Genomic DNA, 26,730 nt, shown 5'->3' with positions numbered 1-26,730 from the left:
CGTCCCTCAGGCGGCAGCGCTTTCTCCAAGCGCTTCGCCTGCGGCATGCCCGCTGGCCCATGCCCAGTGGAAGTTATAGCCACCCAGCCAGCCGGTCACGTCCACGGCCTCGCCAATTACATAGAGGTTCGGCACAGTCTGCGCTTCCATGGTTTTGGAAGACAGCTTCCGGGTATCAACCCCGCCGCGCGTCACTTCCGCCTTGGCAAACCCTTCCGTCCCGGTTGGATGCAGGTCCAGACGATGGATGCGGTCAGCCAGTGCGCGCAGCGTGCGGTCCGGCCATTCCACAACGGGGCGTTCCTCCGGCGCACTCTGGCGCGCCAGTTCCTGCGCCAGACGGTGCGGCAACCAGCGGCCAAGTGCCGCCGGGCCTTTCATCTGCCCTTTGGCTTTTTTCAGGCCAGCCAGCAGAGCGTTCAGATCTTCACCGGGCAGCAGATTGATCCGTACCGCCTGCCCCGGTTCCCAGTAAGACGAAATTTGCAGCAACGCCGGGCCGGACAGGCCCCGATGCGTAAACAGCAACGATTCATCAAACCCGACTTTTCCGCAGGACGCCCGCACCGGCAGGGAAACACCCGCCAGAGACTGCACCCAATTCTCGTCCGGCTGGCCAAACACCAGCGGCACAAGCGCAGGCTCAGGGGAGACAACCGACAGGCCAAAATAACGGGCAATATTATAGCTGAAGCTCGTGGCACCCAGTTTGGGGATGGAGAGGCCACCCGTTGCCAGCACCAGCGCTTTGCTGGTGAAGGTTCCGGCAGACGTCTGCACACGGAAATCCTGCGGCTTGGTGACATCCGTAATGCGCACATCCGTCAGAATGGTCACATTGGCGGCGGCACATTCCGCCAGCAGCATCTGCACAATGTCGCGCGCGGAATTGTCACAAAATAACTGCCCCAGCTTTTTCTCGTGCCAGGGGATTTTATGCTTGGCCAGCAGTTCCAGAAACTGCGCAGGCGTGTACCGGCTGAGGGCTGAGCGGGCAAAATGCTTATTTTGCGAAATAAAGCGCTCAGCACGCATTTCAGTATTGGTAAAGTTGCAGCGCCCGCCGCCAGAAATCAGGATTTTACGCCCAACCTCCGGCGCATGATCCAGCACCACAACCCGCCGCCCGCGCCGGGCGGCTGTAAACGCTGCCATCAGTCCGGCAGCACCGGCCCCAATAATCAGCACATCGGGCGCACGACGCGATGCGTCGCCGCCATTATGAAAGGTCACGCTCTTCAGAAATCCAGATTGGCGTAATAATCCGGCGGGGTAATGCCAGACACGCGGTCACCCAGCAGGGGGCGGAAACAGGGGCGAGACTTCATGCGGGCGTACCAGTCCCGCACCGCCGGGGCTTTGGACCAGTCGATATCCCCAATAAAATCGAGGCTGGACAGATGGGCGGCTGCCGCAAAATCCGCCAGAGAGAGGAAGTTGCCAGCCAGCCAGTTGCGGTTTTCCGCAAGGAAATTGATGTATTTCAGGTGCGGCTTCATGGCCGCATAGCCTTCCCGCAGGATGGTGCCGTCGGGATTGCCGCGGCCACTGATGCGCTTCATGACGCGCTCACCAATAAAGCGGCGGGACACATCGCGCGCAAAGCGCTGGTCAAACCACGCCACCAGACGCCGCACTTCCACACGCTCGGCCAGTGTGCGGCCCAGCAGCGGCGTATCGGAATAGGCTTCTTCCAGATACTCGCAGATTACGGAGGAATCCGGCACAACCAGCCCGTTATCTTCCACCAGAACCGGCACTTCACCCGCCGGATTCATGGCGTAGAATTCCGGGCGTTCTTCCCACACCCGTTCCACGATGGCTTCAAACGGCAGACGTTTTTCACCCAGCACAAGCCGGATCTTCCGGCAGTAGGGGGAGAGAGGGAGATGATACAGGGTACGCATGCAAAAGATTTATGACATTGTCTGCCAACGCGCCAGAGGGTAATCGGGCCCGCGAGCATCAAATAATGCACAGGGTCCCTGCACGCTTTGCACAGATGCTCGACAGACCGCCCTTCCAGCGTGTACCACTCTGGTCTTTCCCGTCCGATCCTACGCAAGCGAGATCACACGTCCTTGTCCGCCACGACATCCCCCCTGCCCCGCATCCGTATTTCCGGCCGGTCCTTTCTGGCGCTCACGCTCACACCGGAAGCCCCGCTGGAAGACTGGCTGAGCGCACTGGACCACCAGATCGCCCGCTCCGCCGGGTTCTTTGCCGGCAAGCCGATTATTCTGGATCTCGGGATGCTGGATGCTGAAACGCAGCATCTGGCTGATCTGCTGCCAGCCCTGAAGGAACGTGGCATCCGTGTCATGGGCATAGAGGGCGGGGACCGCACCTGGCCTGCGCTGGCAGACTGGGAGTGGCCGGAAAATTTTGCAGGCGGCCGCGCCTCTGCCGAGATCGCCATACCCGAAGATGACGTGCCCGAAGCCCCCGGCCCGCGCACCCTGATCCTTGAAAACCCCATCCGCTCCGGGCAGCAGGTTGTGTGGCCGGATGGTGATGTGATCATCCTCGGCTCCGTCGCCTCTGGCGCGGAAGTGTCCGCCGGTGGGTCCATCCATGTTTATGGCCCTCTGCGTGGCCGGGCCATTGCGGGCATTGGCGGCAATGGGGAAGCCCGCATCTTCACCCGCGCGCTGGAAGCCGAACTGGTGGCGATTGACGGTTTTTACGCGACCGCGGAAGAAATGAATGCGGACCAGACAAGTAAACCGGCTCAGGTTGCACTTTCCGGGGAAACACTCACCTTCCTTCCTTTAACGTAACATTTTCGCGCAAAAGACTTCGCTTATTGCGAATATTCTGCGTTCCATTTTTGATGACAGATTGTAAGGTTGCTTTCCTACACGGCTGTCGTACTAAGCTGACGGCAAAGCAGCCTTAAAGACCAAAGAGGAATAACACGGATGTCAAAGGTTCTGGTCGTCACGTCCGGCAAAGGTGGCGTGGGTAAGACCACCACCACCGCAGCCTTAGGCGCAGCGCTGGCACAAAATGGTCAGAGCGTTGTGCTGGTTGATTTCGATGTCGGCCTGCGGAACCTTGATCTGGTAATGGGCGCAGAACGCCGCGTGGTGTTTGACCTGATCAACGTCATTCAGGGCGATGCCAATCTTGCACAGGCGCTCATCAAGGATAAGCGCGTTCCCTCCCTCTCCCTGCTGCCGGCCTCCCAGACACGGGACAAGGATGCCCTGACGTCTGAAGGCGTGGCCAAGGTCATTGCGGAACTGCGCAAGAAGTTTGACTGGGTGATCTGTGACAGCCCGGCCGGCATTGAGCGCGGCGCACAGATGGCCATGTACCACGCCGATATGGCCGTGATTGTCACCAACCCGGAAGTCTCTTCCGTGCGTGACAGTGACCGGATTATCGGCATGCTCGACAGCACAACGGAAAAAGCCAAAAAAGGTGAGAAGCTGGAGAAACACCTCCTCCTCACCCGGTATGACCCGCAGCGCGCCTCCCGGGGCGACATGCTGGGGACAGACGATGTGCTGGAGATCCTTTCCATTCCGCTTCTGGGCATCATCCCGGAAAGCGGCGACGTACTGCGGGCCTCAAACGTGGGAGCCCCGGTTACGATAGCTGAGCCTGAAAGTGCAGCGGCGCGCGCCTATAACGATGCAGCGCGGCGTCTGGCAGGTGAGAAGCTGGAAGTCACTATTCCCACGGAACGCAAAGGCCTGTTTGACTGGCTGTTTAAACGGAGAGTCTCATGACCTTCCTCTCCAATATCTTCAAACGCCGCTCCTCCGCACCCGTCGCGCGCGACCGTTTGCAGATTCTCCTCGCTCATGAACGGATTTCCGGTGGGGAAGGCAAAGATGACCTGCTGGCCCAGCTGCACCGCGAAATCATGGAAGTGATCAAACGGCACGTCGCCGTGGATCAGGACAAGGTGCAGATCAAGCTGGATCGTGGCGCTCACTGCTCCACGCTGGAAATTGACGTGGAAGTGCCCGGCCTGACGGACGTCAAACCGGGTGAAAAACCCGCCATTCAGGCAGCCAAGGCAGAACCTCAGGCTAAAAAAGCCTGAGACCTTCGGCCATCACGGCATGAAAAAACCCGGCCCGCTCTTGCAGCGGACCGGGTTTTTCTTTGCCCGGAATATATCCAGCAGGTTCAGGCCGGTAAAAGCGGTTCCAGCCAGCTCCGCGCCTGCTGGAAATCCTGACGAATTGCAGCAACAGCCGCTTCGGCATCGTGCCGCCGGAACGCCTCAAGCAGCAACATATGCGGATGATTGGCCTCCACCGGGCTCGCAGGCGGCAGGCCGTTAGTCCCCGCGTAAAACGGACCAATCCGCGCCCAAAGACGCTGCATGATGCCCGCTGTAATGGTCATGCTGGAAAATTCGGCAATCGCACTATGGAAGGCCGCATTCCCGACCGCAGACTGATGCGGGTCTCCGGCCAGATAGCCATCAATAAAGGACTGATGGCACGCTTCCAGCACTGCAATCTGCTCCGGGGTGATGCACCCGGCAACATTGCGTGTCAGGCGTTCTTCCAGATCCCCGCGCAGCGGATGCACTTCCTGAAAGACCTCCCGCGAGAGTTCGGGCACCCGCGCTGTATTGCGCTCATCCAGCTCCAGAGCCTGCTCAGACACCAGCCGCAGCAGGGCCTCACGCACCGGGGTCGGGCTGAGTTTGAGAGACGCCGCCAGCGGACGCAGCACCAGACGTTCCCCACCCTTATAGGTGCTGAGGATCAGACGCTCTCTGATCTGCTGATAAGCATAAGCGGCGAGAGCCCCTTTGGCTGCCGCCGGACGATCAGAGTCCAGAGCGGGCGCATCGTCATGCAACATCATGGGTATGGGTCACCTGCTGGTTCAAAAAATTCTTGTACGGGCCGTCCTGCTGCTCAAGCAGAGTGGGAGAGCCATCCTCCACAATCCTGCCGTCCTGCATCACAACAATTCTATCAAAGTTACGCAAAGTTGAAAGCCGGTGCGCTACGGCAATCACGGTCCGTCCCACCATTAACCGTTCCAGCGCCTTTTGCACATGCGCTTCACTTTCCGTGTCCAGCGCACTGGTGGCTTCATCCAGAATAAGAATGGGCGCATTGCGCAGAAAGGCCCGAGCAATGGCAATCCGCTGCCTCTGGCCGCCAGACAGCTTGACGCCTCTGTCACCCACCAGCGTCTGGAATCCCTCCGGCATAGCTTCAATAAAATCCGCACAACCGGCTGCCGCTGCTGCGGCGCGCACGGCCTCATCCGTCGCATCAGGGCGGCCATAGCGAATGTTTTCCATGACGGTGCGATGCAGCAGAGAGACATCCTGCGGCACAATGGACAGGCAGGCCCGCAAGCCATCATCCGTCAGGCTGCAAATATCCTCCCCGTCAATCAGAATACGGCCAGCCTGCACAAAGCGCAGACGCTGTAACAGCGCCAGAACCGTACTCTTCCCGGAGCCGGAGCGGCCCACCAGCCCTACGCGGGTGCCGGCAGCAATATGTAGATTAAAGCCATCCAGCACCTTCGCCCCACCGGGATAGGCAAAGCCCACATCCTCAAACACAATCTCGCCATGCACCGGGCCGGGATGCGGCACAGCGTCGTCCCGGTCCGGCATATCGTGCGGCACCAGCAAGGCAGACAGCACTTCAGAAAGACGCGCATTGTGCTGAATGGTCTCCACCAGCGCCATCGCCAGATCCCGCGTGCCATGCAGAATGGCAAAACCGAGAGTGATGACCATCACCACCTCCCCCACGCTGGCCTCACCATGCTGCCAGAGCAGCACCGCCCAGATCAGCAAGCCCGCCGTCAGCACAGCCGTCAGCACGGCATGCACCATGCGCAGCCTTTCCATGTAACGCAGGGAACGCAGGCGTTCGCCCATCTCCTTGCCGGCAAGCGCATTAAAGCGCAGGCGCTCCTGCGTACGCATCCCAAAGGCGCGCACCAGCGCGATATTGCCCATCACATCCAGCGTCTCGCCTTCAAGCCCGGCGGCAGCGGCGGCATAGTCCCCGTGCAATGTGCGGCCACGGACTGCCAGACGGAACATCAGCAGACACAGCGCCGCTGCCAGAACCACCGTCACGCCCCCCATCAGCCAGCTAACAGACAGCATGAGCGTGACGGACAACACCACATTCAGCGCAGGCGGCAGAACACTCCACGCCAGAAGATTTTCAAGGGTGAAGCAGACATTTCCAGCGGTGGTAATCCGTGCGGCCAGAGAGGTTGGCATCCGCTCAGAAAAATATGCCGGGGAATGCCCCGTCAGAAACCGGAACAGATCGCGCCGGATGTCCCCGGTCATCTCAATAAAGGTGCGCGAGGCAAACCAGCCCGCAATGCGCCAGCCCATATTATCTGTGGCAATCAGCACCGCCAGAATGGCCACGGCCTGCCAGACAGCCTCGACCGGCCCATCATGCGCTGTGGCCGTCATCACATCCACCAGATGCCGGATGGCGTAGGAGGCCAGAACCGCACAGCCAATGGCCAGCCCGACCGAGCCAAACACCATCACATGCGCCACGGCCCGGTTACGCATGTAGCGCAGCAGAAAGGCGACGGGCCGCCCGGCATACAGATGCAGCTCCCGGTCTGGCACCACGATGGTTTTATCGGCCTGATTGCTCTGCATGCCAGACTGTGTGACCGTTCCTGCCATTCTGCCCTCTTTGTGATGGTGGAGCCTGCGTTACCCCACACTTTTTGTGTCCTGTCTCTTGGGAAGACGGCGCTATCATGGCAACAGACCACGGAAACGCAGAAAGATTAAAAAAGCTTTTTTGTGCGCTCAGTGCATTGCGGCTCTTGCGTCCTGCGCACAAGACTGCTTGCTGAGGGTGTTATGCAGTCGTCTTCTGAAAAAACCAGCTGGTTTCCCATCATGCTTCGCCTCGACGAAGCCCGTGTCCTCGTCATCGGTGGTGGGAACATCGCCGCCAATAAGGTGCGCCTTCTGGTGCCCACCGGGGCACGGATTGAACTCCTATCCCCCACGCTCTGCCCGGAATTGCAGCAGCTGGCGGATGACGGCATTCTGACGCATGTGCCGGGTCTGGTGTCTGAAGACGATGTGCGCGCCCACCTGCCGGGCTGCCGTCTGGTCTATATCGCCACCAATGATACCACGCTGAACCGCAGCCTCGCCGCCCTGTGCCAGCAGCAGAACGTGCCGGTCTGCGCGGTGGATGACCCCGGCAATTCCAGCTTCATCACTCCGGCCCTCAGCACGCGCGGCGCGGTACAGGTGGCCGTCTCCACAGGGGGGGCTGCGCCCGTGCTTGCCCGCCGCCTGCGCGCCAAGATTGAAGAAATTCTGCCAGCTGGCCTGCATCTGCTGGCCGACTTTATGCAGAACGCCCGCCTGCCGCTGCGTGCACGCCTGCCCGACCCGTCTGACAGGCGGCAGGTCTGGGAACGATTTCTAGACGGGCCCGGCGGCACTCTGGCCATGAGCGGGCAGACAGAAGCCGCCCAACACGAACTGAACAATCTGCTGGAGGGCCACACCCGTCAGGGCGAGGTCTGGCTGGTCGGTGCCGGCCCCGGAGACCCGAACCTGCTCACCCTCGCCGCTCTGCGCCTGATGCAAGACGCGGATACGGTTTTGTATGACAATCTGATTGGCCCGGACATTCTCAATTATGTCCGGCGCGATGCCGAGCTGATTTTTGTTGGCAAGCAACGCAACCGGCACACCCTGCCGCAAGAAGGGATTAACGCCGAACTCGTCCGCCGTGCCAAAGCAGGTGAACGCGTACTGCGCCTGAAAGGCGGAGACCCGTTTATTTTTGGCCGTGGCGGGGAAGAAATTGAAACGCTGACGCAGGCTGGCGTGCCGTTCCGCATTATTCCCGGCATTTCCGCCGCCAATGGTTGCGCAGCCTATGCCGGTATTCCGCTCACGCACCGGGACTGCGCACAGGCCTGCCTGTTTATTACCGGTCACGCCAAGGCCGATGGCACGCTTGATCTGGCATGGGAAACCATCGCCCTGCGCAGCCAGACGGTCGTGATCTACATGGGCCTGACCATGCTGCCCCAGCTCAGCGCGCAACTGACAGCGCATGGCCTGCCTGCCGACTGGCCCGCCGCCCTTGTGGAACGCGGCACGACCCCGCAGCAGCGCGTCATTACCGGCACGCTCGCCACCCTGCCGGAACAGGCCGTTGCTGAAAATGTGACAAGCCCTGCCCTGATCATTATTGGCGAAGTTGTGCGGCATCGGGTGCGCCCAACGCTTCCGGGAGCATAACAAGTTCGTGACCTGAGCGACGTATTCGCTTGGCGTTTTCCGTTATAACACCAGCGGTTTTTACGTTCCCTCTCACCGGACAAGTTCTATTCCAGCATAGCACCCCTCCGCCAGAAGCGTGCGAGAGGGCATGCTCGAGGGATTTCATTGCGCTCTAAAATCGTTCCGCGCTTCAGAATAAATCCGCGTAACAGTTTGAGAACAAACAAAAACCACTAAAATGCCACACAAATCAGCCTGCTTGCGCTGCATAAGAGCCTCCAGAAACGCTCACGGCTCTGCGGTCTGTGATCAGCCGGCCGCCCCTCTGCCTCAGCCCCGTTTCCTTGCTGTTCAGGGCTTTTTACTGGCAGGAATGCCCTCATAACCGGGTGTTGACGGAGGGAAGTCCAATCTCTCAGAGATAGCAAACGACGTGAGGGAGCAGACTTTTATGGCATCGAGAAAACGGGCACTTCTATTACCTGTTGTGGCAACATCTGTTGCCTGTGCGCCATTTATGACTGCGCCATCTGCTCTGGCTGATGATTATAGTGACCTGCTGGATATTCTTCAGCTCAAAGGCAGCCTGACCAAACATGAGCATGATACGCTTCTGGCCAAACATCTGAGCCACACGACCGGAGCAACACAGCACACGGCGCCCGCGCGTACTGCCCGCCCTGTCCGCACCGCCACGGCCTCCGGCGCGCATCATGCCGGACAGGCAGCCCACACCCTCGGTTCAGGCTATGAAGATGGCATCCGGTTTGATCCGGGCGCACCGGATGAAGGCTCATCCCGTGCCGAACTAGCCGCCAACCGGGCCGAGGCCAGCGCCCGCTCCGCGCAGGAAGCTGCCCAGTCCACCCGGGATGCACTGAACAGCAACAGCATTGTCCGGGTTGCCAAGTATGTTCCGGGCAAGGGCCTGACCTTCAAGGCCGGCCCGATCGACATCAACTTCTCCGGCTTTGTGAACGGCTTCTACACCTACAACAGCCCCGCAGGCGGTCGCCCGGTGGCGGGTGGGGTTTCCACCGGCTCCAGCGGGTTTGATTCCTCCTCCGTGCGTAACGGCCTGCTGCCCGCTGGCTTTATCCTCAAGCTCAGCACCACTCAGTCGGGCATTGATATGTCTGCCGTGCTGGGCATGTATCCGGGCGTGGACAACGCCAAGAACGGGGCCTTTAACGCCAATACAGGTGGTAGCCCCGTCGGACTGGGCACGGCCGGCATTGATCTGCGACAGGTTTACGTGACCGTTGGCACCAAGGAAGTCGGGACGTTCAAGTTCGGGCGTGACCTTGCCATCTTTGGCAGTGACGCCATTCTGAATGACGCCACCCTGCTCAGTGTTGGTTCCACCGGCAGCAATGCCGCGCCGGGCAATACGTCGCTTGGTCGTATCGGTGTCGGTTATGTCTATGCGGACTGGATCCCGCAGATTTCCTACGTCTCTCCCAAATATCACGGCCTGCAGGGCTCCGTTGGCGTCTTCCAGCCGCTTGATGAATTCAATTTTGCCGGGGGAGATGCCTCAGGCCGGGCGCTCTCCGCCTCCTCCACCCAGCACTCCTCTCCCATGGTGCAGGGGAAAGGCACCTACGATTTCTCAATCGGCGGCGTTCAGACCCGCATCTGGGCCAGCTTCCTGGTGCAGCATCAGCAGGCTCTGACCAGCCCCGATCTTGATGCAGGCAGCCGCCGGGGCGCGATGGTGGAAGCCGGGGAAGTCGGCACCAAGGTCACCTATAAAGGCTTTCAGGGTGTCGCCTATTACTACCGGGGCAGCGGGCTGGGCACCACAGGGCTGTTCTTTGACGGCATTGCCAATAATGGCCGCAAACGGACCTCGGAAGGCTATTACGTGCAGGCCATGTATAACTTCACCAAGAAGTTCAAGCTGGTCGGCAGTTATGGTGTGAGTAATCTCTATCAGGCTCCGGGGGAAGACAGTCCCCTGCTGGTCCGCCGCAACCAGTCCGAGGTGGGCGCCGCCTTCTACAGCCTGACCGACTGGCTGAACCTTGTGGCCGAATATGCCCATACGGAATCTGCCGCCCATGGTCCGAACAAGGAAAGCGACAACTCTGCCTCCGCAGGTGTGATCCTGCTGTTCTGAGGCGGGCTGGTTTTTCTGAACCATCCCTACCCCGGAACGTTAGGAAAGAAAGCCGCGCCCTGCCTCCCGGCCCAGTCTCGCCTGCTGGCAGGTCAGCGCCTCTGACATTCTGACAAGACTTTCAAGGATTGCGCCCCATGCCCACAGCTCCCCTTCTTACCCTGAACGATGGCCATAAAATTCCCGGCATGGGGTTTGGCACCTACCCCATGAATGATCAGGAAGTGGAAGCCGCCGTGCAGGCTGCCCTGCTAACCGGTTATCGCCTGATTGACACTGCCGCCAGCTACGGGAACGAAACCGGTGTTGGCCTCGCGCTGCAAGATGCTGAAGTTGAAAGAAAAGACATCTTTCTGGCCACCAAACTGCGCGGGGCTGATCAGGGTTATGATGCCGCGTTAAAAGGGCTGGATGGCAGCCTCCAGCGGTTGAATGTGGACTATGTTGACCTCTACCTTATCCACTGGCCTCTGCCGGAAAAAGATCTGTATGTGGAAAGCTGGAAGGCACTGATTGCCGCACAGAAGGACGGCAAGATCCGCTCCATCGGCGTCTCAAACTTCAAGCCCTCCCATCTTGAACGTATCATTCAGGAAACCGGCGTGGTGCCCGCCGTCAACCAGATTGAAATCCATGCGGATTTCCAGCAGGCCGACATGCGCCGCTTCAACGCTCAGCATGGTATTCTGACGGAAGGCTGGAGCCCTCTGGGCAAAGGGCTGATGGATAACCCCGTGATTGTGGAACTGGCGGAAAAACACAACCGCACCCCGGCCCAGATCATGCTGCGCTGGTTTACGCAGAACGACATCATCCCCATCCCCAAATCCAGCAACACCGAGCGAATGCGCGCCAACCTGAACATTTTCAACTTCACGCTGGATGAAGGCGACCTTGCCGCCATTGCCGGGCTGGAAGCCGGAAACCGTCTGGGCGGTGACCCGGATACCCACGTGGAAGAATAATTTTTTATACATGTCAGAGGGGTCCTGTCTGCCCGTCTGACAGGCGTAATCCGGCCTGCGGCGGGCTTCTCTGCCCTCATAAAGCCGTAAGCCGGAACCACTCTCCCTCTTCCGCCTCCATTATTCTGTCACAGGGGGGTGTTGCTCTGAGAGAGGGAGGGGGTAGATAAGACAGATATGACCGTCCGTTCATTTCCATCATGGCTGAAAGCACGCGTTTCCACACTGGATCGCTACGTGTTTCATCAGCTTCTGATAGCCCTGCTGGCCACGACCGGCGGGCTGGCGGCGCTTATCTGGCTGATGCAATCGTTGCGCTTTGTCTCGCTGGTGGTGGATCGCGGGTTGTCCCTGCGGGTCTTTATCGAGCTGACCAGCCTGCTCATTCCCTCCTTTGTCGCCGTTGTGCTGCCCATCACCACCTTTGTGGTCAGCCTGTTTGTCTATCAACGCCTTGCCGGAGACCGGGAACTAACGGTGATGCGCGCCGCTGGGCTTTCGCCCGTGGCTCTGGCCCGTCCCGGCCTGACCTGCGCTCTGATGGCAACGCTGATCGGGTTTTTGCTCAATCTGTGGGTAGTGCCCGTCTCCTATCATCACTTCCGGCAGTTTGAATTCCAGATCCGGAACAAGATGGCCGCCTTCATGTTGCAGGAAGGCGTCTTCACCAAAGTCTCCGATGTGATGACGGTCTATATCCGTGAACGCAGCCATGACGGCACCCTGCATGGGATTGTGGTGGAAGATGACCGCCAGCCCAACAGCCGCGCCACCATTCTGGCCAATCGCGGCACCATGATGATTGTCAACGACACACCCCGCGTCATCCTGTATGACGGCTCCCGTCAGGTGATCGACCATAAAACGGGGCGTCTGGACATGCTGATTTTTCAACAGGATTCCATGGATCTCTCCTCCACCCATCAGGAAGACTCCCGCTTCCGCGATGCGGCGGAAATGTCCCTGCATGAACTGCTGAACCCGGACCCCAAAGAAGTCGCCCCACGGGATACCGGCAAGTTCAAGGTGGAAGGCTGGCGCAGGCTCACCTCCCCTCTCACCTGCTTCTCCTTTGCGATGGTCGGCCTGTTTGCCGTGCTGCGCGGGGTGTTCTCACGCCACGGCAACATTAAACGACCGCTGGCCGCTGTGCTCAGCGTGGTCGGGCTGCTGGCCTTCAACCTGCTGCTGCAAAATCTTGCCAGCCGGAACATGGCGCTTATTCCGCTCATCCCGCTGGTGGCCCTGCTGCCCGGTGTGGTGTGTGCGGCCATCCTGTTTGTGCCGGAGCTGCGCCTCCGCTCCAGCACCCGCACGGTCTGAGGAAGAACGCGCTCCTTATGGTTGTCTCCGTCACACTCTCGCTCTACATCGCGCGCCAGTTCGTCTTTTCCGTACTGGCCATGATCGCGTCGCTGACCGGCATTGTCTGCCTGTTCGACTTTATCGACCTGCTCCGCCGCGTGGCGACCCGGCCTGATGTCTCCACGAACGTGGTGACGGAAATTGCAGCCCTGCACGTTCCCTATTTTTCGGTGGAAATCCTGCCGTTCGGCATTCTGCTGGGCGGCATTATCTGCTTCTGGCGGCTGACACGTTCTTCCGAGCTCATTGTGGCCCGTGCCGCTGGCATCTCCGCATGGCAGTTTCTCGCTGGCCCGCTGGCCTGCGCCATGCTGATCGGCACCATTGCAACGGCACTGATCTCCCCGCTCTCCTCCGCCATGTATCGCCGGGCGGAAGAGCTGGACCAGCAGTATCTGCGCACGGGTGGCGGCCCGCTCAGCCTCTCCAGCGGCTCCCTCTGGCTGCGACAGGCAGATAGCCAGTATGACCCTAAAGGCGTGGCCATTCTGCATGCCCGTGGCGTGCAGTTGCAGGCTGGCATCCTGCACATTCACGATGTCAGCGTTTTCCGGCTGGACCATAATGACAAGCTGGTCATGAGAATCGAATCGCCAGACGGCATTCTGGCTGACCGTGTCTGGGAACTGAAAAACGCCCAGACCGTGCGCCCGAATGAAATTCTTCACCCCATCGGCCAGATGAACCTGCCAACCGATCTGACTGTAGCCCGTGTGCAGGAAAGTTTTTCCTCGCCGGAAACCCTTTCTGTCTGGGCGCTGCCCAGCTTTATCGCACTGCTGGACCGGTCCGGATTTTCTTCCATCCGCCACCGGATTCACTTCCAGTCTCTGCTCGCTCTCCCTATGCTGGCGGGCACTATGGCTCTTGTGGCGGCAGGTTTTTCCATGCGTCCAACACGGCGCGGCGGCGTGGCTCAGATGATCGGGTCTGGCGTTGCGGCAGGATTTCTGCTTTTCACAGTATCAAAAGTTGCGGAGCAGTTTGGTAACTCCGGTGCCCTCCCCCCCGTTCTGGCGGCGTGGGCGCCCACCGTTGCCGGGCTTTGCCTCGCTATTTCACTGCTTCTTCATCTGGAGGATGGCTGATTGACCGTGGCCTCTCGGCCTTCCCGCTTCCGGCTTCTGCACCGCCGGCGCACGCTTGCCGCCGCTACGGCGCTGGGAGGCATGACCGCGTGCATTCTGGTGGCCGCCCCCAAGCAGGCGCATGCCCAGTTCAGGCCGCAGCCTATGCACCTGAACACCGGTGCCAAAACATCCCCTGATGAACCGGCAACCTTCCAGTCTGACAGCGTGGACTATGATGACCACGCTAACACCGTCACCTGGACTGGTAATGTGCAAGTCTGGCAGGGCGACCATGTCCTGCGCGCGGACAAGATTGTTTTTGACCGCGATACCGGCATTGTCGCCGCACGCGGCAACGTGGCGACCATCCAGCCGGACGGCTCGGTCATGTACGCCAACTATGCGGAACTGACGGGCAATATGCGTGACGGCATCATGCTGCACGTCAATGCGCGCCTGCCGGAAAATGCCAAGCTGGCGGCCAACGGCCTGCGCCGCACCGGCGGCAAGGTCAACGTGATGAGCCGCGCGGTCTATACGGCCTGCGAAATCTGCGAAAAAGACAAGACGCGCGCGCCGTTCTGGCAGTTCCGCGCCTATGACGCCACGCAGGATCTGCAACACGAGCGAATTGATTTCCGGGATACGTTTATCGACATCTTCGGTATCCCGGTGATCTACCTGCCCTACTTCTCAATGACGGACCCCTCGTCCAAACGGCACAGCGGCTTCCTCATGCCCGGTATCACCCCGCATGACCGCTATCTGGGCACCTACTTCACCATCCCCTATTACTGGGTACTGGATGACAGCTCAGACATTACCGTGCAGGGGCTGTTCTCGACCAAGACCGGACCGCAGCTCAGCGCCCAGTACAGAAAGCTCTTCAACTTCGGCATGCTGAATGTGCAGGGGGGGATCGCCTATGATACCCACCGCTCCAGCAGCTACACCAACAACTTTGGTGAACCTGTCGGCCGCGGCAACGGCCACGGTATGCAGGGCTATATCTTTGCCAACGGCCAGTTCTCCATCAACAAATACTGGCGCGCCGGGACCAACATCAATCTGGCCACCTCCGCTGACTATATGCGGGATTACCGTGTGCAGGGTTATGGCTCGGACACCCTGAATTCCAACGCCTATCTTGAAGGCTTTGGCACCGGTGCCTACAGCCGTGTGGACGCCCAGTATTATCAGGGCCTGAACCAGGGTGTTATCCGCAACTCGGACCTGCCGTTCGTGCTGCCGCGCTATACCTATAGCTACCTTGGCCAGCCTGATGCGTGGGGCGGCCGGTTTGGCGTCTCCACCACGGACTTCAACGTCCGGCGTGACAACGGCACCTCCGACATGCGCGGCCAGCTTGCACTGAACTGGGATCGCCCCTTCACCAACCGTCTGGGCCAGAAGTTCCTGCTCACCCTGCATCTGGATTCCATGGTCTACCGGGCCCGTAAGCTCTATCAGCAGCCCAATTTCTACAAAACCGGCGCAACATCCGTCAGCGGGCAGGTTCTGCCGACAATTGCGCTGAAGACGAACTGGCCGTTCATCCGCACCTTTGAACATGGCCACGGCACGCAGATTCTCGAACCCATCGTACAGGCCATCTACGCCCCCAACTCCGGTGCCGGCACAAACGACAACATCCCGAACGAAGACAGTCTGGCCTACGAGTTCACGGACTCAACCCTGTTCTCACTCAACCGCTATCAGGGCACGGACAGGCTGGATGGCGGTCTGCGCGCCAATGTGGGCGTGCATGCCAACTGGACGTGGGATGGTCATGAAATCGACCTGCTGGCTGGCAGCAGCTTCCAGGAACATATTACGCATGACCGCCTGCCCTATTCCGGGCTGGACCACCATGTGTCGGATATCGTGGCCCGTGCCCGCGTTGCCCCCAACCAGTATTTTGACTTCACGGCCCGTATGCGGCTGAACCCCTACACCTCCAAGTTTGACTTCGGGGATGCGCTGTTCAGCGCCGGGGTGCCGCACTTCCGGGTCCGGGGCGGGTATATTTATGAGCCGGTGACCCCGTATTACTATTACGCAACCGATTACCGCTCTTCCGGCCCGACGCAGCTCTATTACGTGCGCACCAGCGAACTGAGCGGTGGCTTCTCAACCGACTGGGCCAACTGGCACCTGTCCGGCTTTGCCCGCCGCAGCCTCTCCCGCAAGGAATTTGTCTCTCTGGGCGGTGATGTCGGCTATAACAACGACTGCTTCGGCCTTGATTTCATGTATCTCAAACAATACACGTCCATTGGTGGTCAGCAGCGTAACTCGACCTATCTGTTCACTGTCAGCTTCAAAACGCTTGGGGCGTTTGGTCTCAAATGATCAGTGCTTCAAAAAACCTGTCGTCTCCGGTATTCAAGATTATTCCCGTTCTCCGGCGGAAAGCTGAAAGACTGTCCTGCATGCGTCTGCGCTCTCTTACACTGGCCTGCTCCCTTACGGCTCTGACACTGGCCTCCGTTGCCCATGCGGCCCCTCATCGCGGGCAGACGCAGGAAGCTGCGGCCTCATCAGCGGCCGCCAAAGCCCCTCGCCCGGACGACACCATTATTGCCGTGGTCAACAGCATTCCGCTGACCACGCGTGATGTGGATAATCGTGGCAAGCTGTTCGCTCTCTCAACTGGCCTTCCGGTCAATGACGAGCTGATGCAGCGCCTGCGTCCGCAGATTATCCGCCAGTTGATTGATGAACGCCTGCGCACGCAGGAAATTCTCTCCCGCCATATCAACACGCCGCCTGAGCAGATTGCCGCCGCCATTGCCGGCATTGAGCGCCGCAATGGCATGCCGGAAAACGCCCTGCGGGACCGGCTGGCACAGGATGGCGTCTCCCTGACGACGCTGATCGACCAGATCCGGGTCCAGATTGGCTGGGTGCAGGTGTTGCGGCAGGAGCTGGGGGCGCGTGGCCGCGTTTCCGCCAAAGAAATTGCTCAGCGTGAAGACGCCCTGAAACGGCAGGACGGCCGCACGGAATATAACCTGAGCGAAATCTTCGTGAAGGTAGACGATCCGCGCCATGCGGAAGAAGAACTGGCCTTTACCAACACGGTTATTCAGGAACTGCGTAAAGGTGCGCCTTTCCCGATTGTGGCGGCCCAGTTCTCCCAGAGCCAGACCGCGCTTGATGGTGGCTCCATGGGCTGGGTGCAGGAAGATGAGCTGGACCCGGCTGTGATCGACATGATCAAACAGATGCCAGTCGGCGCTGGTGCCATCTCCAACCCCATCAAAGTGCCCGGCGGGTTTGTGATCATCACCGTTAATGGCAAGCGGATTATCGGCCACCAGCCGGGGCATGTCATTAGCATCCGTCAGGCCTTCCTGCCGTTTGATGCCGAGCTCAACCCGGAGCACATCACGCCCCAGCAGCAGCAGACCCTGCAAAAAGCCGTCAAGATTGCGCAGACCGTGCATTCCTGTGACGAAGTGGCCGCCATCAACCAGCAAAATGGGGAAAGAAGACCGTCCGACCCCGGTGAACTCCAGCTGGAACGTATGAACCCGCAGATGCGCGGTCTTCTGGAATCCCTGCCGCTGAACAAGGTCTCCCGTCCGCTGGTTTCCACGGATGGGATTGACCTGATCATGGTCTGCTCCAAAAAAGAAAAGAACTTTGCTGACCGCTCGCCCAGCGAAATTGCTGACCAGCTGATGAATGAGCGCGTGGAGCAGACAGCCCGCCAGCTGGACAGTGACCTGCACCGCAAAGCCATGATCGACATGCGTATCAAGCTGAAGGGCGTATGACGGCTCTCTCCGGTCTTGAAAGCCTAAAGGACGTTATCAGCCGGCACGGGCTGGACGCCCGCAAGGCGCTTGGTCAGCACTTCCTGCTTGATCCTGACATTACCAACCGCATTGCTGCTCTGGCTGGCTCACTGGACGGGCGGCATGTAGTGGAAGTCGGCCCGGGCCCCGGTGGGCTGACGCGCGCTTTGCTGGGCACCAAGGCCGCCTCGGTCACCGCCGTGGAAGTTGATCCACGTGCCGCCGAAATTATTCGGGAACTCATTGCCTTCTATCCTGACCGCCTCAAACTGGTGGAAGCGGACGCGCTCAAACAGGATCTGACAACCCTGTGCCCTGCCCCTCGGCACATTGTCGCCAACCTCCCCTACAACGTCGCCACCCCTCTTCTGGTTGGCTGGCTACGACAGGGAAATGCGTGGGAACGGCTGACCCTCATGTTCCAGCTTGAGGTTGTCGAGCGGATCTGTGCACAGCCGGGCTCATCTCATTACGGGCGGCTCGGTGTTCTGGCGCAGTGGTGCGCACAGTGTGCGATTGTCATGAAGCTGCCACCGGGAGCATTCTCCCCCCCGCCTGCGGTCTGGTCTGCTGTTGTCAGCATCACCCCGCACGCCCAGCAGCCTGAACCTGCTCTGTTCAAAGCCATGGAACGGGTCACCGCCGCCGCCTTCGGGCAGCGTCGCAAAATGCTGCGCGGTTCTCTGAAAGGCCTGCACGGCGAACGCCTGCTGGCCGAGACCGGCATTGACGGCACCCGCCGGGCCGAAACGCTTACCATCGCGGAATTTGACAGCCTCGCCCGCACGCATCTGGCTCTTTCCGCCAAAGGCTGATCAGTCCGCCCCGAACAGAATTTTCTGCTCCAGAACCAAAAAAAAGCGTCTGCCCTACAGAGGGACAGATGCTTTTCTTTTTTGGGCTGGATGAGCCTGCAAATAAGATCTGACCGTCAGGCCGGACCTTCCGCCTCCGCCATGTAATCCCGCGTCAACGGCACGGCATCAATGGAGCGGGCAATCTGCATCTGGAAGTTCATGTGGCCCTGCACGCGGAAAGACAGTTCTGCGGCGTCCAGATAGAACTCGAACATCCGCGCAAACTGCTCATCATACAGTGCCACTGCTTTGGCACGGTTCGCAGCAAACCGCTCCCGCCAGATAGCAATGGTCTTGGCGTAATGCAGACGCAGGATTTCACAATCCGTCACCCACAGGCCAGACCGCTCTACGGCAGCAAATGCTTCACTTAGAGACGGTGAATACCCACCGGGGAAAATATATTTGTTGATCCACGGATTGGTCGTGCCGGGACCGTCATTCCGCCCGATGGAATGCAGCAGCGCCACACCATCATCCGTCAGGCTGTTTTTGAGAATCTCGAAAAACTGGTGGTAGTGATGCACGCCCACATGCTCGAACATGCCAACGGAGACAATCCGGTCAAACCGACGCTGAAGGTTGCGGTAATCGAGCATTTCAAAGCGCACGCGGCCTTCCAGCCCTTCTTCCTGCGCCCTGCGGCGGGCAATGGTTAGCTGCTCTTCCGAAAGGGTGATGCCGGTAACAATCGCACCGTAATCCCGCGCCAGTGTCAGCGCCATACCGCCCCAGCCACAGCCGATATCCAGCACTTCCAGCCCCGGTTTGTTCAGCAGCAGCTTGGAAGCAATATGCTTTTTCTTGGCTTCCTGCGCCTCATCCAGCGTCTCATCGCCCCGCCGGAAATACGCACAGGAATATTGCCGGTCCTTGTCCAGAAACAGATCATACAGGCGGCTATCCAGATCATAATGATGCGCCACATTCTGGCGGGCACGTTTGATCGGGTTGAACTGGATCCAGTTCCGGCAGGCATAGCGGAACGTGCTGGCAATCTGCTCCGGCAGGTGACCGGGTGACATGGCATTGAGCATCAGCAGGTCCAGCAGCTGATATAGCGTGCAGTCCATCGGCTGGATGCCGCCATTCATGTAGCCTTCACCAAAACCCAGACCGGGGTTCATGGCCAGAGCACGTGCGCTGGCGTTATCCAGCAGCTTCATGCCCGCCTCAGGGCCCGGCTTGCTGCCGCTATAATGCGTCTGGCTTCCATCGGGCCAGGCAACATGCAGCCGCCCCGAGGAAATAAAGTGCCGTAATATCCGGTCCAGAATGCGGTTCATGCACTTACTCCGTCATGGCCATGAAAATACCTGATAATAAAGCACAAAAAAGGGCCCGGAAATACTTTCCGGACCCTTTTGAAAGCATAGCAGAAAAAAGACGACGATCAGGCGTCGGCTTTGTTTTCTTCTGCTGCCGGTGCTTCCGCGTCGTCAGCGACGATGTCGCCTTCGATCACGGCTTCATCACCAGCCATTTCTGCTTCTTCTTCAACGCTCACGGCTTCACCGCGTGCCTGACGCTCAGCTTCTTCAGCAGAACGGGCAACGTTGACCACAACCGGCACAACAACTTCCGGGTGCAGAGCAACCTTGACTTCATACAGACCAAGAGACTTGATCGGATGAGCCAGGAAGACCTGCTGACGGGAGATGGTGAAACCAGCTTCGGTCACAACCTGAGCAACGTCACGGGTGGACACGGAGCCATACAGGCTGCCGCTGTCACCAGCCTGGCGGATCAGCACAACGGCCAGACCTTCCATGCGCTCGGAGAGACGCTCGGCTTCTTCACGACGTTTGATGTTCTGTGCCTCAAGCTGGGCGCGTTCACGGTCGAAGCGTGAACGGTTGGCTTCGTTTGCACGAATAGCCTTGCCCTGCGGCAGCAGGAAGTTACGGGCATAACCCGGACGAACCTTCACCACATCGCCCATCTGACCCAGATGTTCAACGCGCTGAAGCAGGATCACTTCTGTAGCAGCCATGATCGCCCTCTCAGCTCATCACGTAGGGAAGCAGAGCAAGGAAGCGGGCGCGCTTGATAGCCTGGGCCAGCTCACGCTGCTTCTTTGCGGAAACCGCCGTAATACGGCTCGGCACGATCTTGCCACGTTCGGACAGGAAACGGCTCAGCAGACGTACGTCCTTGTAGTCGATCTTCGGCGCATTCGGGCCGGAGAACGGGCAGGACTTACGACGACGGTAGAACGGACGACGGGCACCTACAGCAGGGCGACGTGCGGCGGGATTGATTTCGGTCGTTTCAGACATGCTGCTCACTCCGCTTCGGTGCTGGCTGCTTCAGCCGGCTTTTCATCACGGGCGCGATATTCTTCACGATCTTCGGAAGAACGACGGCCACCACGGCCGCTTTCAAAGCGTCCGGCCGGCTTCGGGCCACGGAAACCACGGTCGCCGCGGTCATCACCCTTGCGGGACAGAACCGGGGACGGAGCTTCATCAATTTCATCAACGCGCAGCGCCAGCAGACGCAGAACGTCTTCATTGATGGCGAGCTGACGCTCGATTTCCTTGAGCATCTCGGCTTTCATTTCAAGACCCAGCAGGACGTAGTGGCCCTTGCGGTTTTTCTTGATACGGTAAGCGAGCGTGCGCAGACCCCAGTATTCGCGCTTCTTGACGGAGCCGCCGTCGGCTTCGACCTGAGCAATGATGCCGTCGATGATAGCATCGACCTGCTGCTGGGAAATGTCATTACGTGCAATAAGCACGGTCTCGTAAAGTGGCATGGGTACTCCCTTCGGATCGTATCAACCCGACTGCGCCAGACCGTTCCGGCAAACAGCGCCCTGCACAGGCAGAGCAATGGGTATAGCCGGAGCGATGCCGCGCACCCGGCAGGGAAGATGGCGTGTCAACCACATTTCCGGCCAGAAAGCAAGAGTTCAGACCAGAAATCTCTCAGGAATTGTCAAACCGAGCCTGTTGGGCACATCCCACGTTTCTTCCACCGTGCGCACAGGCTCAAACCCAACCTGCTTATACAGCGGCAAAGCGCGGGGATGGTCGGCCGTGCAGGTATTGACCCGCACACAGAGCGGCCCAAGCGACCAGGCATGACGAACCGCCCTGTCCAGAAAGGCGCGCCCTACCCTGTGCCCGATAGCTTCCGGGAACAGGCCAAAATAGGACAGATTGATATCCTGCGGGTTGGACAGATTGAGCTCATAAAAGCCGCGGATTGCCTGCCCATGACGGAGCAGAGCAATGCTGGCAGGTCCTTCTTCCAGAAAATGCTGCAAATCGCGATCAGACGCAGCCTGACGCATCCACCAGCAATAATCCCGGCCCACCTTGTCTTGCAGCAGACGATATCCGGCCACATCAGGCCGGACATTGGTCTCGACTGACCAGCCTTCCGGCAGAGCCAGACCTTCCCCTACAGGAGGGCGCAGCATCCGCATGAAGGTCACATCAACCTTCATGCGCGTCACAGGCTCAGCCTGCCGGATGAGAACCTCAGTTATCATCCAGGAAGGACCGGAGCTTGCGGCTGCGGCTGGGGTGTTTGAGTTTACGCAGAGCCTTGGCTTCAATCTGACGGATACGTTCACGCGTCACGTTGAACTGCTGGCCAACTTCTTCCAGCGTGTGGTCCGTGTTCATGCCGATACCAAAGCGCATGCGCAGCACGCGTTCTTCACGCGGGGTGAGCGAGGCCAGCACGCGGGTTGTGGCTTCACGCAGGTTGGTCTGAATAGCAGCATCCAGCGGGATAATCGCCGTTTTATCCTCAATGAAGTCACCCAGATGGCTGTCTTCCTCATCCCCGATCGGGGTTTCCAGAGAAATCGGCTCTTTGGCGATCTTGAGGACTTTCCGCACTTTTTCCAGCGGCATCCCCAGCTTTTCAGCCAGTTCTTCCGGTGCCGGTTCCCGACCAATCTCATGCAGCATCTGGCGGGAGGTCCGCACCAGCTTGTTGATGGTCTCGATCATGTGGACGGGGATACGAATGGTCCGCGCCTGATCCGCAATGGAGCGGGTAATCGCCTGCCGGATCCACCATGTTGCATAGGTGGAGAACTTGTAGCCACGGCGATATTCAAACTTATCCACGGCCTTCATCAGGCCGATATTGCCTTCCTGAATCAGATCGAGGAACTGCAACCCACGGTTGGTGTATTTCTTGGCAATAGAAATCACCAGACGCAGGTTGGCCTCAATCATTTCCTTCTTGGCGCGCGCGGAATCGCGCTCACCCCGCGCAACGGTGGCGTAAACGCGGCGGAACTCGCCAATCGGCAAACCAGTATCCTGAGCCAGCTCAGCCACCTGATTCCGCAGGCCGATCACGGTTTCAGAATGTTTGGCGACAAAGTTCTTCCAGGACTTGCCCGGCAGGGCTGAGACCATGTCCATCCATGCCGGGTCCAGCTCGCGGCCACGGTATTTCAGGAGGAAGTCTTCACGCGATACGCGGCAGCTTTCCGCCAGACGCAGCATACGGCCTTCCAGCACGTTCAGGCTACGGAACAGCTCTTTCAGCTGGATGACCAGATCTTCAATCCGGTTATTGTGCAGATGCACCTGCTCAACCTTACCCACCAGCTCATCGCGCAGCGCGGCATAGATCTTCTCAGAGCGATCCTGCACTTCCTCACCCGTGGTCAGCACATCAATGCGCTTGACCTGAAGCTTGCGCAGCTTTTCGTACAGCGGCTCAATTTCTTCAAAATGGGCGAGAATTTCCGGCTTCAGCTTTTCTTCCAGCGCGGAAAGAGACAGGCCACTGCCTTCTCCCTCAACTTCGCCTTCAGCTTCGTTTTCCGGCTCGTCGCCCTCTTCGCTCTCGCCTTCTGCGTTTTCAAACGCATCGCCGGTGCCTTCTTCCCCCATGGGGTTGGTCGCGGCCTGCATGGCTTCCAGATCCACAATGTCACGCAGCAGCATTTCATTGTTACGGATCTTCTCGTGCCAGGAGATGATGGCGCGGAAGGTCAGCGGGCTTTCGCACAGCCCGCCGATCATTTCATCCCGGCCAGCCTCAATGCGCTTGGCAATGGCAATCTCACCCTCGCGGGAGAGCAGTTCCACCGTGCCCATTTCGCGCAGATACATGCGCACCGGGTCATCCGTGCGGCCAAGATTTTCTGCGTTGACGTTGCCGGACGCGGTTTCGGTTTCAGCCTCTTCGGCTTCCTCCGCCTCTTCGCCCTCGGCTTTCTCAGTCTTCTGAGACTCGGCCTCTTCGTTCTCTTCGTTCTCGACGACCTGAATACCCATTTCGGACAACATCGCCATGATGTCCTCAATCTGCTCGGAGGACATCTTGTCCTGAGGCAGCACAGCATTCAGCTCGTCAAACGTGATGTACCCGCGCTCACGCCCCTTCGCGATCAGCTTTTTGACCGCGGCAGACTGCGTATCCAGGGTGGTTGTATCACCATCCTGCTCCGCTGAGTGCGCTCCGTTACCCGATGCTGTCTTTGTTGCCATGCCAGACCTGCTCCTCCCCCCGCTGCATTCTGACAAGTTGCAGAACGACCAGCTCAACACAAATTGTTCAGTTTTCCAGGGCGGGCAGGACGTGGGATATACTGCCCCCGAAGTCAAGAGGAACGCGGGCCGAACATTCCCCACGCCTCGTAAAAACTACTCGTCTATCTCCCCACGCCGCAGCGCCGCCAAAGCCTCCAGCCTCGGCTGTAGCCGCTTCCATTCCGCCATATCTGCCCCATCCTGTGCGAAGCGCGCAACCTCCTGCTCCACTTCTTTTCGAAACTGACTAAAATTTAGCAATCCGTAAAAATGCCACCACTGTGTTCTTATAGCCACAGCCAGTGAGGTGTCTTTTTCTTCCAGATTCAAGGGCAAAGGCCCTTCTGTGAGTACAGAACGCACCAGAGCTTCCTCTTCCCGTCCGGCCAGTTCCTCCAGCAGCGTCTTGCCATCTTCGGGCAGCAGCCCTTCTGCGGACATATCCAGCAGCAGGGCACGCAGCTCGGAATAATCCTCCGGCAGACTCAGGCGGCACAGCGCCTCCTCCACCTCTGGCACCAGTTCCGGGTAACGCAACAGGAGGGCAAGAAGGATACGCTGCCGCTCGCGCACAGGATCCACACGGGAGGGCTGCATATCCTGTGGCACACGGCTACCACTGCCGCCCGGGGAAGAATTTCCCTTCCCAAAAGACCCGCCGCCTTTCTTCCGCCGGAAGGTTTCAAAAAACCGATCCAGCAGCGTGGAGCGATATTCTGCCGCCAGAGTCTTCTCAGGAATGAGCGCCGCGGCTTCCACCAGCTTGCGGCGCAGCGCCGCCCGCTCTTCCGGCCCCGGATTACTCACCCCTCCGGCCAGCAGATCAAACAGCACATCAGACAGCGGACTGGCCGAAGCGAACAGATCCCCCACCGCCTGCGCACCCCGTGAGCGCACCAGACTATCTGGGTCTTCCCCTTCCGGCAGGAGGCAGAGACGAAGCGAGCGCTCCTCTTTTAACAGCGGCAGAGCGGTTTCCGCCGCCCGTGCTGCGGCACGACGGCCAGCAGCGTCCCCGTCAAAGCACAGCACAGGTGCGCGATCGACCTGCCACAGCACTTCAAGCTGCTCCGGCGTCAGCGCGGTGCCCAGCGGAGCGACTGCCCCACCAAACCCGGCCTGATGCAGGGCGATGACGTCCATATAGCCTTCGACCACAACCAGATCCGTCGCAGGCGTTCCCTTAGGTCGGGGCGCCCGCACCGCCGCCCGCGCCCGATCCAGCCCGAACAGCAAGCGTCGCTTGGAAAACAGGGCCGTTTCCGGGCCATTCAGATATTTAGGCTGACCATCCCCCAGAATACGGCCCCCAAAGGACACCAGCCGCCCTTTCCGGTCCCGGATGGGGAATGTCACGCGCCCCCAGAACAACTCACCCTTGGGGCGACCATCCTCGTCCAGACGCATCAGCCCGGCTTCTGCCATCATCTGCGGCGTCACACCTTTGGCCGCCAGCGCCGTCGTCAGGTTCCCGCGCCCATCTCCGGCCCAGCCCAGCCCGAAGGTCTCAATCGTCTCACGGGTCAGTCCCCGCCCCAGCAGATAGTCCAGCCCTGCACGACCTGAAGGCGAATACAGCGCGGAAGACCAGATCTCCTGCACAAGTTCCAGCACCTCACCCAGAGACCGGGTATGCGCCACCTCTTCCTGAGAGCGTCGATTGTCTTTGGGAACATCCAGCCCGGCCGCAGATGCCAGTTCTTCCACCGCTTCCGGAAAGCTTTTGCCTTCCATCTGCATGACAAAGGAGATGACATCCCCATGCACACCGCAGCCAAAGCAGTGGAAGTGATCATCATACACATAGAAAGACGGCGTTTTCTCACCGTGGAACGGACAACAGCCCTTCCAGTTCCTGCCGGACCGGGCGAGCTTAACCCTCCGCCCCACCACTGAAAACAGCGGCGTGCGGGCGCGGAGTTCATCCAGAAAGCCTGCCTCAATTGCCATAGGCGCGTGATATCATTTGCGGATCAAGAACACACCATATCGCCGACATGGTTTTGAGAGCGAGAGCGCCCACACCAGAAGAGTCACCGGTAGCTGTCAGGATTTTTACTGACTGTATGGGAGGACTTCGAAACGAAAGCACCCCGCACTGCCTGCCTAAATATTTTTTAGGATGACGCTTTGCGCCCTGCCGGAGACGCTGGCGAAGCTTCCTCCAGCATACCCGGGGCGCTGACAGAGCCAAACTCCACCAGCGATAGTCTCAACGCGGACCGCCGCCACACGGAACAGCAGTCCGCATAGAGAGCCTCAGCTCAGGCTGGCTTTCACCACCGCATTGGCACGCCCCATATCGAGGCCTGCACCGAATTTAGCTTTCAGCGCGCCCATGACCTTGCCCATGTCTTTCATGGTTTCGGCTCCCGTCCCGGCAATAGCTTCCTTCACGGCAGCTTCCAGCGCGGCATCGTCCATTTCCGGCGGCAGGTAGCCACGGATCACGGCGATTTCCGCCTCTTCCTTCTCGGCCAGTTCCGGGCGCCCAGCATCCCGATACATGGTGGCCGATTCGGTACGGGTCTTGACCATACCGCGCAGCGCGGACAGGCCTTCATCCTCGCTCAGCCCTTCGCCACCCTTGGCGCGGCCCGCAATCTCAACATCCTTGAGTTTGGCCGTAATCATGCGGATCGTGCCCACACGCGCACTTTCTCCGGCTTTCATTGCCGTCTTGAGATCAGCCATCAGGCGTTCACGCAGGGACATAACCACTCATACTCCATATCATGTACATCAGAGGCCACAGCACGCAGGCGTGGCATAAAATCATCAGGTGGGAAGAAATTTCCCACC

23 protein-coding genes are annotated in these 26,730 nt (G+C 59.3%); 11 read left to right on the top strand and 12 right to left on the bottom strand.

Annotated elements, in window-relative coordinates; translation table 11 throughout:
• Positions 1 to 6: 6 nt before the first annotated feature.
• Both HK23_RS03030 and HK23_RS03025 read right to left on the bottom strand, forming a co-directional pair.
• Positions 7 to 1,233, bottom strand: a complete 1,227-nt coding sequence (locus HK23_RS03030; protein ID WP_256940031.1) for a BaiN/RdsA family NAD(P)/FAD-dependent oxidoreductase — start codon at positions 1,231 to 1,233, stop codon at positions 7 to 9.
• A 5-nt stretch (positions 1,234 to 1,238) separates the two neighbouring features.
• A complete protein-coding gene (locus HK23_RS03025) occupies positions 1,239 to 1,907 on the bottom strand; it encodes a glutathione S-transferase family protein (protein ID WP_061507063.1) in 669 nt (222 codons plus the stop codon).
• 174 nt (positions 1,908 to 2,081) lie between these two features.
• Between HK23_RS03025 and minC the strand changes: the two genes are divergently transcribed.
• The 3 genes from minC (at position 2,082) to minE (ending at position 4,057) form a co-directional block, all read left to right on the top strand.
• Positions 2,082 to 2,780, top strand: a complete 699-nt coding sequence (gene minC, locus HK23_RS03020; RefSeq protein ID WP_063908126.1) for a septum site-determining protein MinC — start codon at positions 2,082 to 2,084, stop codon at positions 2,778 to 2,780.
• A 141-nt stretch (positions 2,781 to 2,921) separates the two neighbouring features.
• Complete coding sequence (gene minD / locus HK23_RS03015; RefSeq protein WP_062251008.1) at positions 2,922 to 3,737, top strand: septum site-determining protein MinD; 816 nt, start codon at positions 2,922 to 2,924, stop codon at positions 3,735 to 3,737.
• Complete coding sequence (gene minE, locus HK23_RS03010; protein WP_086652802.1) at positions 3,734 to 4,057, top strand: cell division topological specificity factor MinE; 324 nt, start codon at positions 3,734 to 3,736, stop codon at positions 4,055 to 4,057. Before minD ends, minE begins: the two co-directional genes overlap by 4 nt.
• A gap of 86 nt (positions 4,058 to 4,143) precedes the next feature.
• Here the strand turns inward: minE and HK23_RS03005 are convergent, their stop codons facing one another.
• Both HK23_RS03005 and HK23_RS03000 read right to left on the bottom strand, forming a co-directional pair.
• Positions 4,144 to 4,836, bottom strand: a complete 693-nt coding sequence (locus tag HK23_RS03005) for a GntR family transcriptional regulator (protein WP_086652801.1) — start codon at positions 4,834 to 4,836, stop codon at positions 4,144 to 4,146.
• The gene (locus HK23_RS03000) at positions 4,823 to 6,661 is read right to left on the bottom strand and encodes an ABC transporter ATP-binding protein (protein ID WP_086652800.1); all 1,839 of its coding nucleotides are present in this window, start codon (positions 6,659 to 6,661) and stop codon (positions 4,823 to 4,825) included. Before HK23_RS03000 ends, HK23_RS03005 begins: the two co-directional genes overlap by 14 nt.
• A gap of 183 nt (positions 6,662 to 6,844) precedes the next feature.
• On the opposite strand from HK23_RS03000, the gene cysG reads away from it, so the two are divergent.
• The 8 genes from cysG to rsmA all read left to right on the top strand — a co-directional run bounded on the left by cysG (position 6,845) and on the right by rsmA (position 18,376).
• Entirely contained in the window at positions 6,845 to 8,254 is a 1,410-nt protein-coding gene (gene cysG, locus HK23_RS02995) for a siroheme synthase CysG (protein WP_086652799.1), read from the top strand.
• A gap of 433 nt (positions 8,255 to 8,687) precedes the next feature.
• Positions 8,688 to 10,358: a porin family protein gene (locus HK23_RS02990; protein ID WP_086652798.1), complete on the top strand. Its 1,671-nt coding sequence runs from the start codon at positions 8,688 to 8,690 to the stop codon at positions 10,356 to 10,358.
• A 137-nt stretch (positions 10,359 to 10,495) separates the two neighbouring features.
• Positions 10,496 to 11,323, top strand: coding sequence for an aldo/keto reductase (locus HK23_RS02985; protein ID WP_086652797.1), 828 nt, complete (start codon positions 10,496 to 10,498; stop codon positions 11,321 to 11,323).
• Between the two features lie 177 nt (positions 11,324 to 11,500).
• Positions 11,501 to 12,646, top strand: coding sequence for an LPS export ABC transporter permease LptF (gene lptF, locus HK23_RS02980; protein WP_086652796.1), 1,146 nt, complete (start codon positions 11,501 to 11,503; stop codon positions 12,644 to 12,646).
• A gap of 17 nt (positions 12,647 to 12,663) precedes the next feature.
• Positions 12,664 to 13,776 (top strand): LPS export ABC transporter permease LptG, encoded by a 1,113-nt coding sequence (gene lptG / locus HK23_RS02975; RefSeq protein ID WP_063908120.1) that lies wholly within the window; start codon positions 12,664 to 12,666, stop codon positions 13,774 to 13,776.
• A gap of 6 nt (positions 13,777 to 13,782) precedes the next feature.
• Positions 13,783 to 16,110 carry an LPS-assembly protein LptD gene (locus HK23_RS02970; RefSeq protein WP_086652833.1) on the top strand — a complete coding sequence of 776 codons (2,328 nt, stop codon included), beginning with the start codon at positions 13,783 to 13,785 and terminating at the stop codon, positions 16,108 to 16,110.
• 80 nt (positions 16,111 to 16,190) lie between these two features.
• Complete coding sequence (locus tag HK23_RS02965; protein ID WP_063908380.1) at positions 16,191 to 17,540, top strand: peptidylprolyl isomerase; 1,350 nt, start codon at positions 16,191 to 16,193, stop codon at positions 17,538 to 17,540.
• On the top strand, positions 17,537 to 18,376 hold the full coding sequence (gene rsmA, locus HK23_RS02960; RefSeq protein WP_086652795.1) for a 16S rRNA (adenine(1518)-N(6)/adenine(1519)-N(6))-dimethyltransferase RsmA: 840 nt from the start codon (positions 17,537 to 17,539) through the stop codon (positions 18,374 to 18,376). The genes HK23_RS02965 and rsmA overlap by 4 nt, the downstream gene beginning before the upstream one ends.
• A 116-nt stretch (positions 18,377 to 18,492) precedes the next feature.
• Here the strand turns inward: rsmA and HK23_RS02955 are convergent, their stop codons facing one another.
• The 8 genes from HK23_RS02955 to HK23_RS02920 all read right to left on the bottom strand — a co-directional run bounded on the left by HK23_RS02955 (position 18,493) and on the right by HK23_RS02920 (position 26,643).
• Positions 18,493 to 19,704 carry an SAM-dependent methyltransferase gene (locus HK23_RS02955; protein WP_086652794.1) on the bottom strand — a complete coding sequence of 404 codons (1,212 nt, stop codon included), beginning with the start codon at positions 19,702 to 19,704 and terminating at the stop codon, positions 18,493 to 18,495.
• Between the two features lie 107 nt (positions 19,705 to 19,811).
• A complete protein-coding gene (gene rplI / locus HK23_RS02950) occupies positions 19,812 to 20,411 on the bottom strand; it encodes a 50S ribosomal protein L9 (RefSeq protein ID WP_086652793.1) in 600 nt (199 codons plus the stop codon).
• A 10-nt stretch (positions 20,412 to 20,421) separates the two neighbouring features.
• Positions 20,422 to 20,697, bottom strand: coding sequence for a 30S ribosomal protein S18 (rpsR, locus tag HK23_RS02945; RefSeq protein WP_025827993.1), 276 nt, complete (start codon positions 20,695 to 20,697; stop codon positions 20,422 to 20,424).
• A gap of 5 nt (positions 20,698 to 20,702) precedes the next feature.
• Positions 20,703 to 21,176: a 30S ribosomal protein S6 gene (gene rpsF / locus HK23_RS02940; protein ID WP_062272604.1), complete on the bottom strand. Its 474-nt coding sequence runs from the start codon at positions 21,174 to 21,176 to the stop codon at positions 20,703 to 20,705.
• Between the two features lie 156 nt (positions 21,177 to 21,332).
• On the bottom strand, positions 21,333 to 21,917 hold the full coding sequence (locus HK23_RS02935; RefSeq protein WP_086652792.1) for a GNAT family N-acetyltransferase: 585 nt from the start codon (positions 21,915 to 21,917) through the stop codon (positions 21,333 to 21,335).
• A complete protein-coding gene (gene rpoD, locus HK23_RS02930; RefSeq protein ID WP_063908116.1) occupies positions 21,907 to 23,886 on the bottom strand; it encodes an RNA polymerase sigma factor RpoD in 1,980 nt (659 codons plus the stop codon). The genes HK23_RS02935 and rpoD overlap by 11 nt, the downstream gene beginning before the upstream one ends.
• Positions 23,887 to 24,042: 156 nt before the next feature.
• Complete coding sequence (gene dnaG, locus HK23_RS02925; RefSeq protein ID WP_086652791.1) at positions 24,043 to 25,878, bottom strand: DNA primase; 1,836 nt, start codon at positions 25,876 to 25,878, stop codon at positions 24,043 to 24,045.
• Positions 25,879 to 26,187: 309 nt separating this feature from the next.
• A complete protein-coding gene (locus HK23_RS02920) occupies positions 26,188 to 26,643 on the bottom strand; it encodes a GatB/YqeY domain-containing protein (RefSeq protein ID WP_086652790.1) in 456 nt (151 codons plus the stop codon).
• Positions 26,644 to 26,730: the final 87 nt, after the last annotated feature.

The sequence above is a fragment of the Acetobacter malorum genome, assembly GCF_002153605.1.
In the GTDB taxonomy this organism is placed as follows: domain Bacteria; phylum Pseudomonadota; class Alphaproteobacteria; order Acetobacterales; family Acetobacteraceae; genus Acetobacter; species Acetobacter malorum_A.
This window is presented reverse-complemented; position numbering and strand designations above follow the sequence as displayed.

Bases quoted from the DNA above. Each gene is read 5' to 3' on its own strand.
- rpoD (WP_063908116.1), bottom strand. From the start codon at position 23,886: ATGGCAACAAAGACAGCATCGGGTAACGGAGCGCACTCAGCGGAGCAG.
- dnaG (WP_086652791.1), bottom strand. From the start codon at position 25,878: ATGGCAATTGAGGCAGGCTTTCTGGATGAACTCCGCGCCCGCACGCCG.
- HK23_RS02965 (WP_063908380.1), top strand. From the start codon at position 16,191: ATGCGTCTGCGCTCTCTTACACTGGCCTGCTCCCTTACGGCTCTGACA.
- rplI (WP_086652793.1), bottom strand. From the start codon at position 20,411: ATGGCTGCTACAGAAGTGATCCTGCTTCAGCGCGTTGAACATCTGGGT.
- HK23_RS02920 (WP_086652790.1), bottom strand. From the start codon at position 26,643: ATGTCCCTGCGTGAACGCCTGATGGCTGATCTCAAGACGGCAATGAAA.
- lptG (WP_063908120.1), top strand. From the start codon at position 12,664: ATGGTTGTCTCCGTCACACTCTCGCTCTACATCGCGCGCCAGTTCGTC.
- HK23_RS02985 (WP_086652797.1), top strand. From the start codon at position 10,496: ATGCCCACAGCTCCCCTTCTTACCCTGAACGATGGCCATAAAATTCCC.
- lptF (WP_086652796.1), top strand. From the start codon at position 11,501: ATGACCGTCCGTTCATTTCCATCATGGCTGAAAGCACGCGTTTCCACA.
- HK23_RS02935 (WP_086652792.1), bottom strand. From the start codon at position 21,917: ATGATAACTGAGGTTCTCATCCGGCAGGCTGAGCCTGTGACGCGCATG.
- HK23_RS03025 (WP_061507063.1), bottom strand. From the start codon at position 1,907: ATGCGTACCCTGTATCATCTCCCTCTCTCCCCCTACTGCCGGAAGATC.
- HK23_RS02990 (WP_086652798.1), top strand. From the start codon at position 8,688: ATGGCATCGAGAAAACGGGCACTTCTATTACCTGTTGTGGCAACATCT.
- minE (WP_086652802.1), top strand. From the start codon at position 3,734: ATGACCTTCCTCTCCAATATCTTCAAACGCCGCTCCTCCGCACCCGTC.
- HK23_RS03000 (WP_086652800.1), bottom strand. From the start codon at position 6,661: ATGGCAGGAACGGTCACACAGTCTGGCATGCAGAGCAATCAGGCCGAT.
- rpsF (WP_062272604.1), bottom strand. From the start codon at position 21,176: ATGCCACTTTACGAGACCGTGCTTATTGCACGTAATGACATTTCCCAG.
- HK23_RS02955 (WP_086652794.1), bottom strand. From the start codon at position 19,704: ATGAACCGCATTCTGGACCGGATATTACGGCACTTTATTTCCTCGGGG.
- rsmA (WP_086652795.1), top strand. From the start codon at position 17,537: ATGACGGCTCTCTCCGGTCTTGAAAGCCTAAAGGACGTTATCAGCCGG.
- rpsR (WP_025827993.1), bottom strand. From the start codon at position 20,697: ATGTCTGAAACGACCGAAATCAATCCCGCCGCACGTCGCCCTGCTGTA.
- HK23_RS03005 (WP_086652801.1), bottom strand. From the start codon at position 4,836: ATGATGTTGCATGACGATGCGCCCGCTCTGGACTCTGATCGTCCGGCG.
- cysG (WP_086652799.1), top strand. From the start codon at position 6,845: ATGCAGTCGTCTTCTGAAAAAACCAGCTGGTTTCCCATCATGCTTCGC.
- minD (WP_062251008.1), top strand. From the start codon at position 2,922: ATGTCAAAGGTTCTGGTCGTCACGTCCGGCAAAGGTGGCGTGGGTAAG.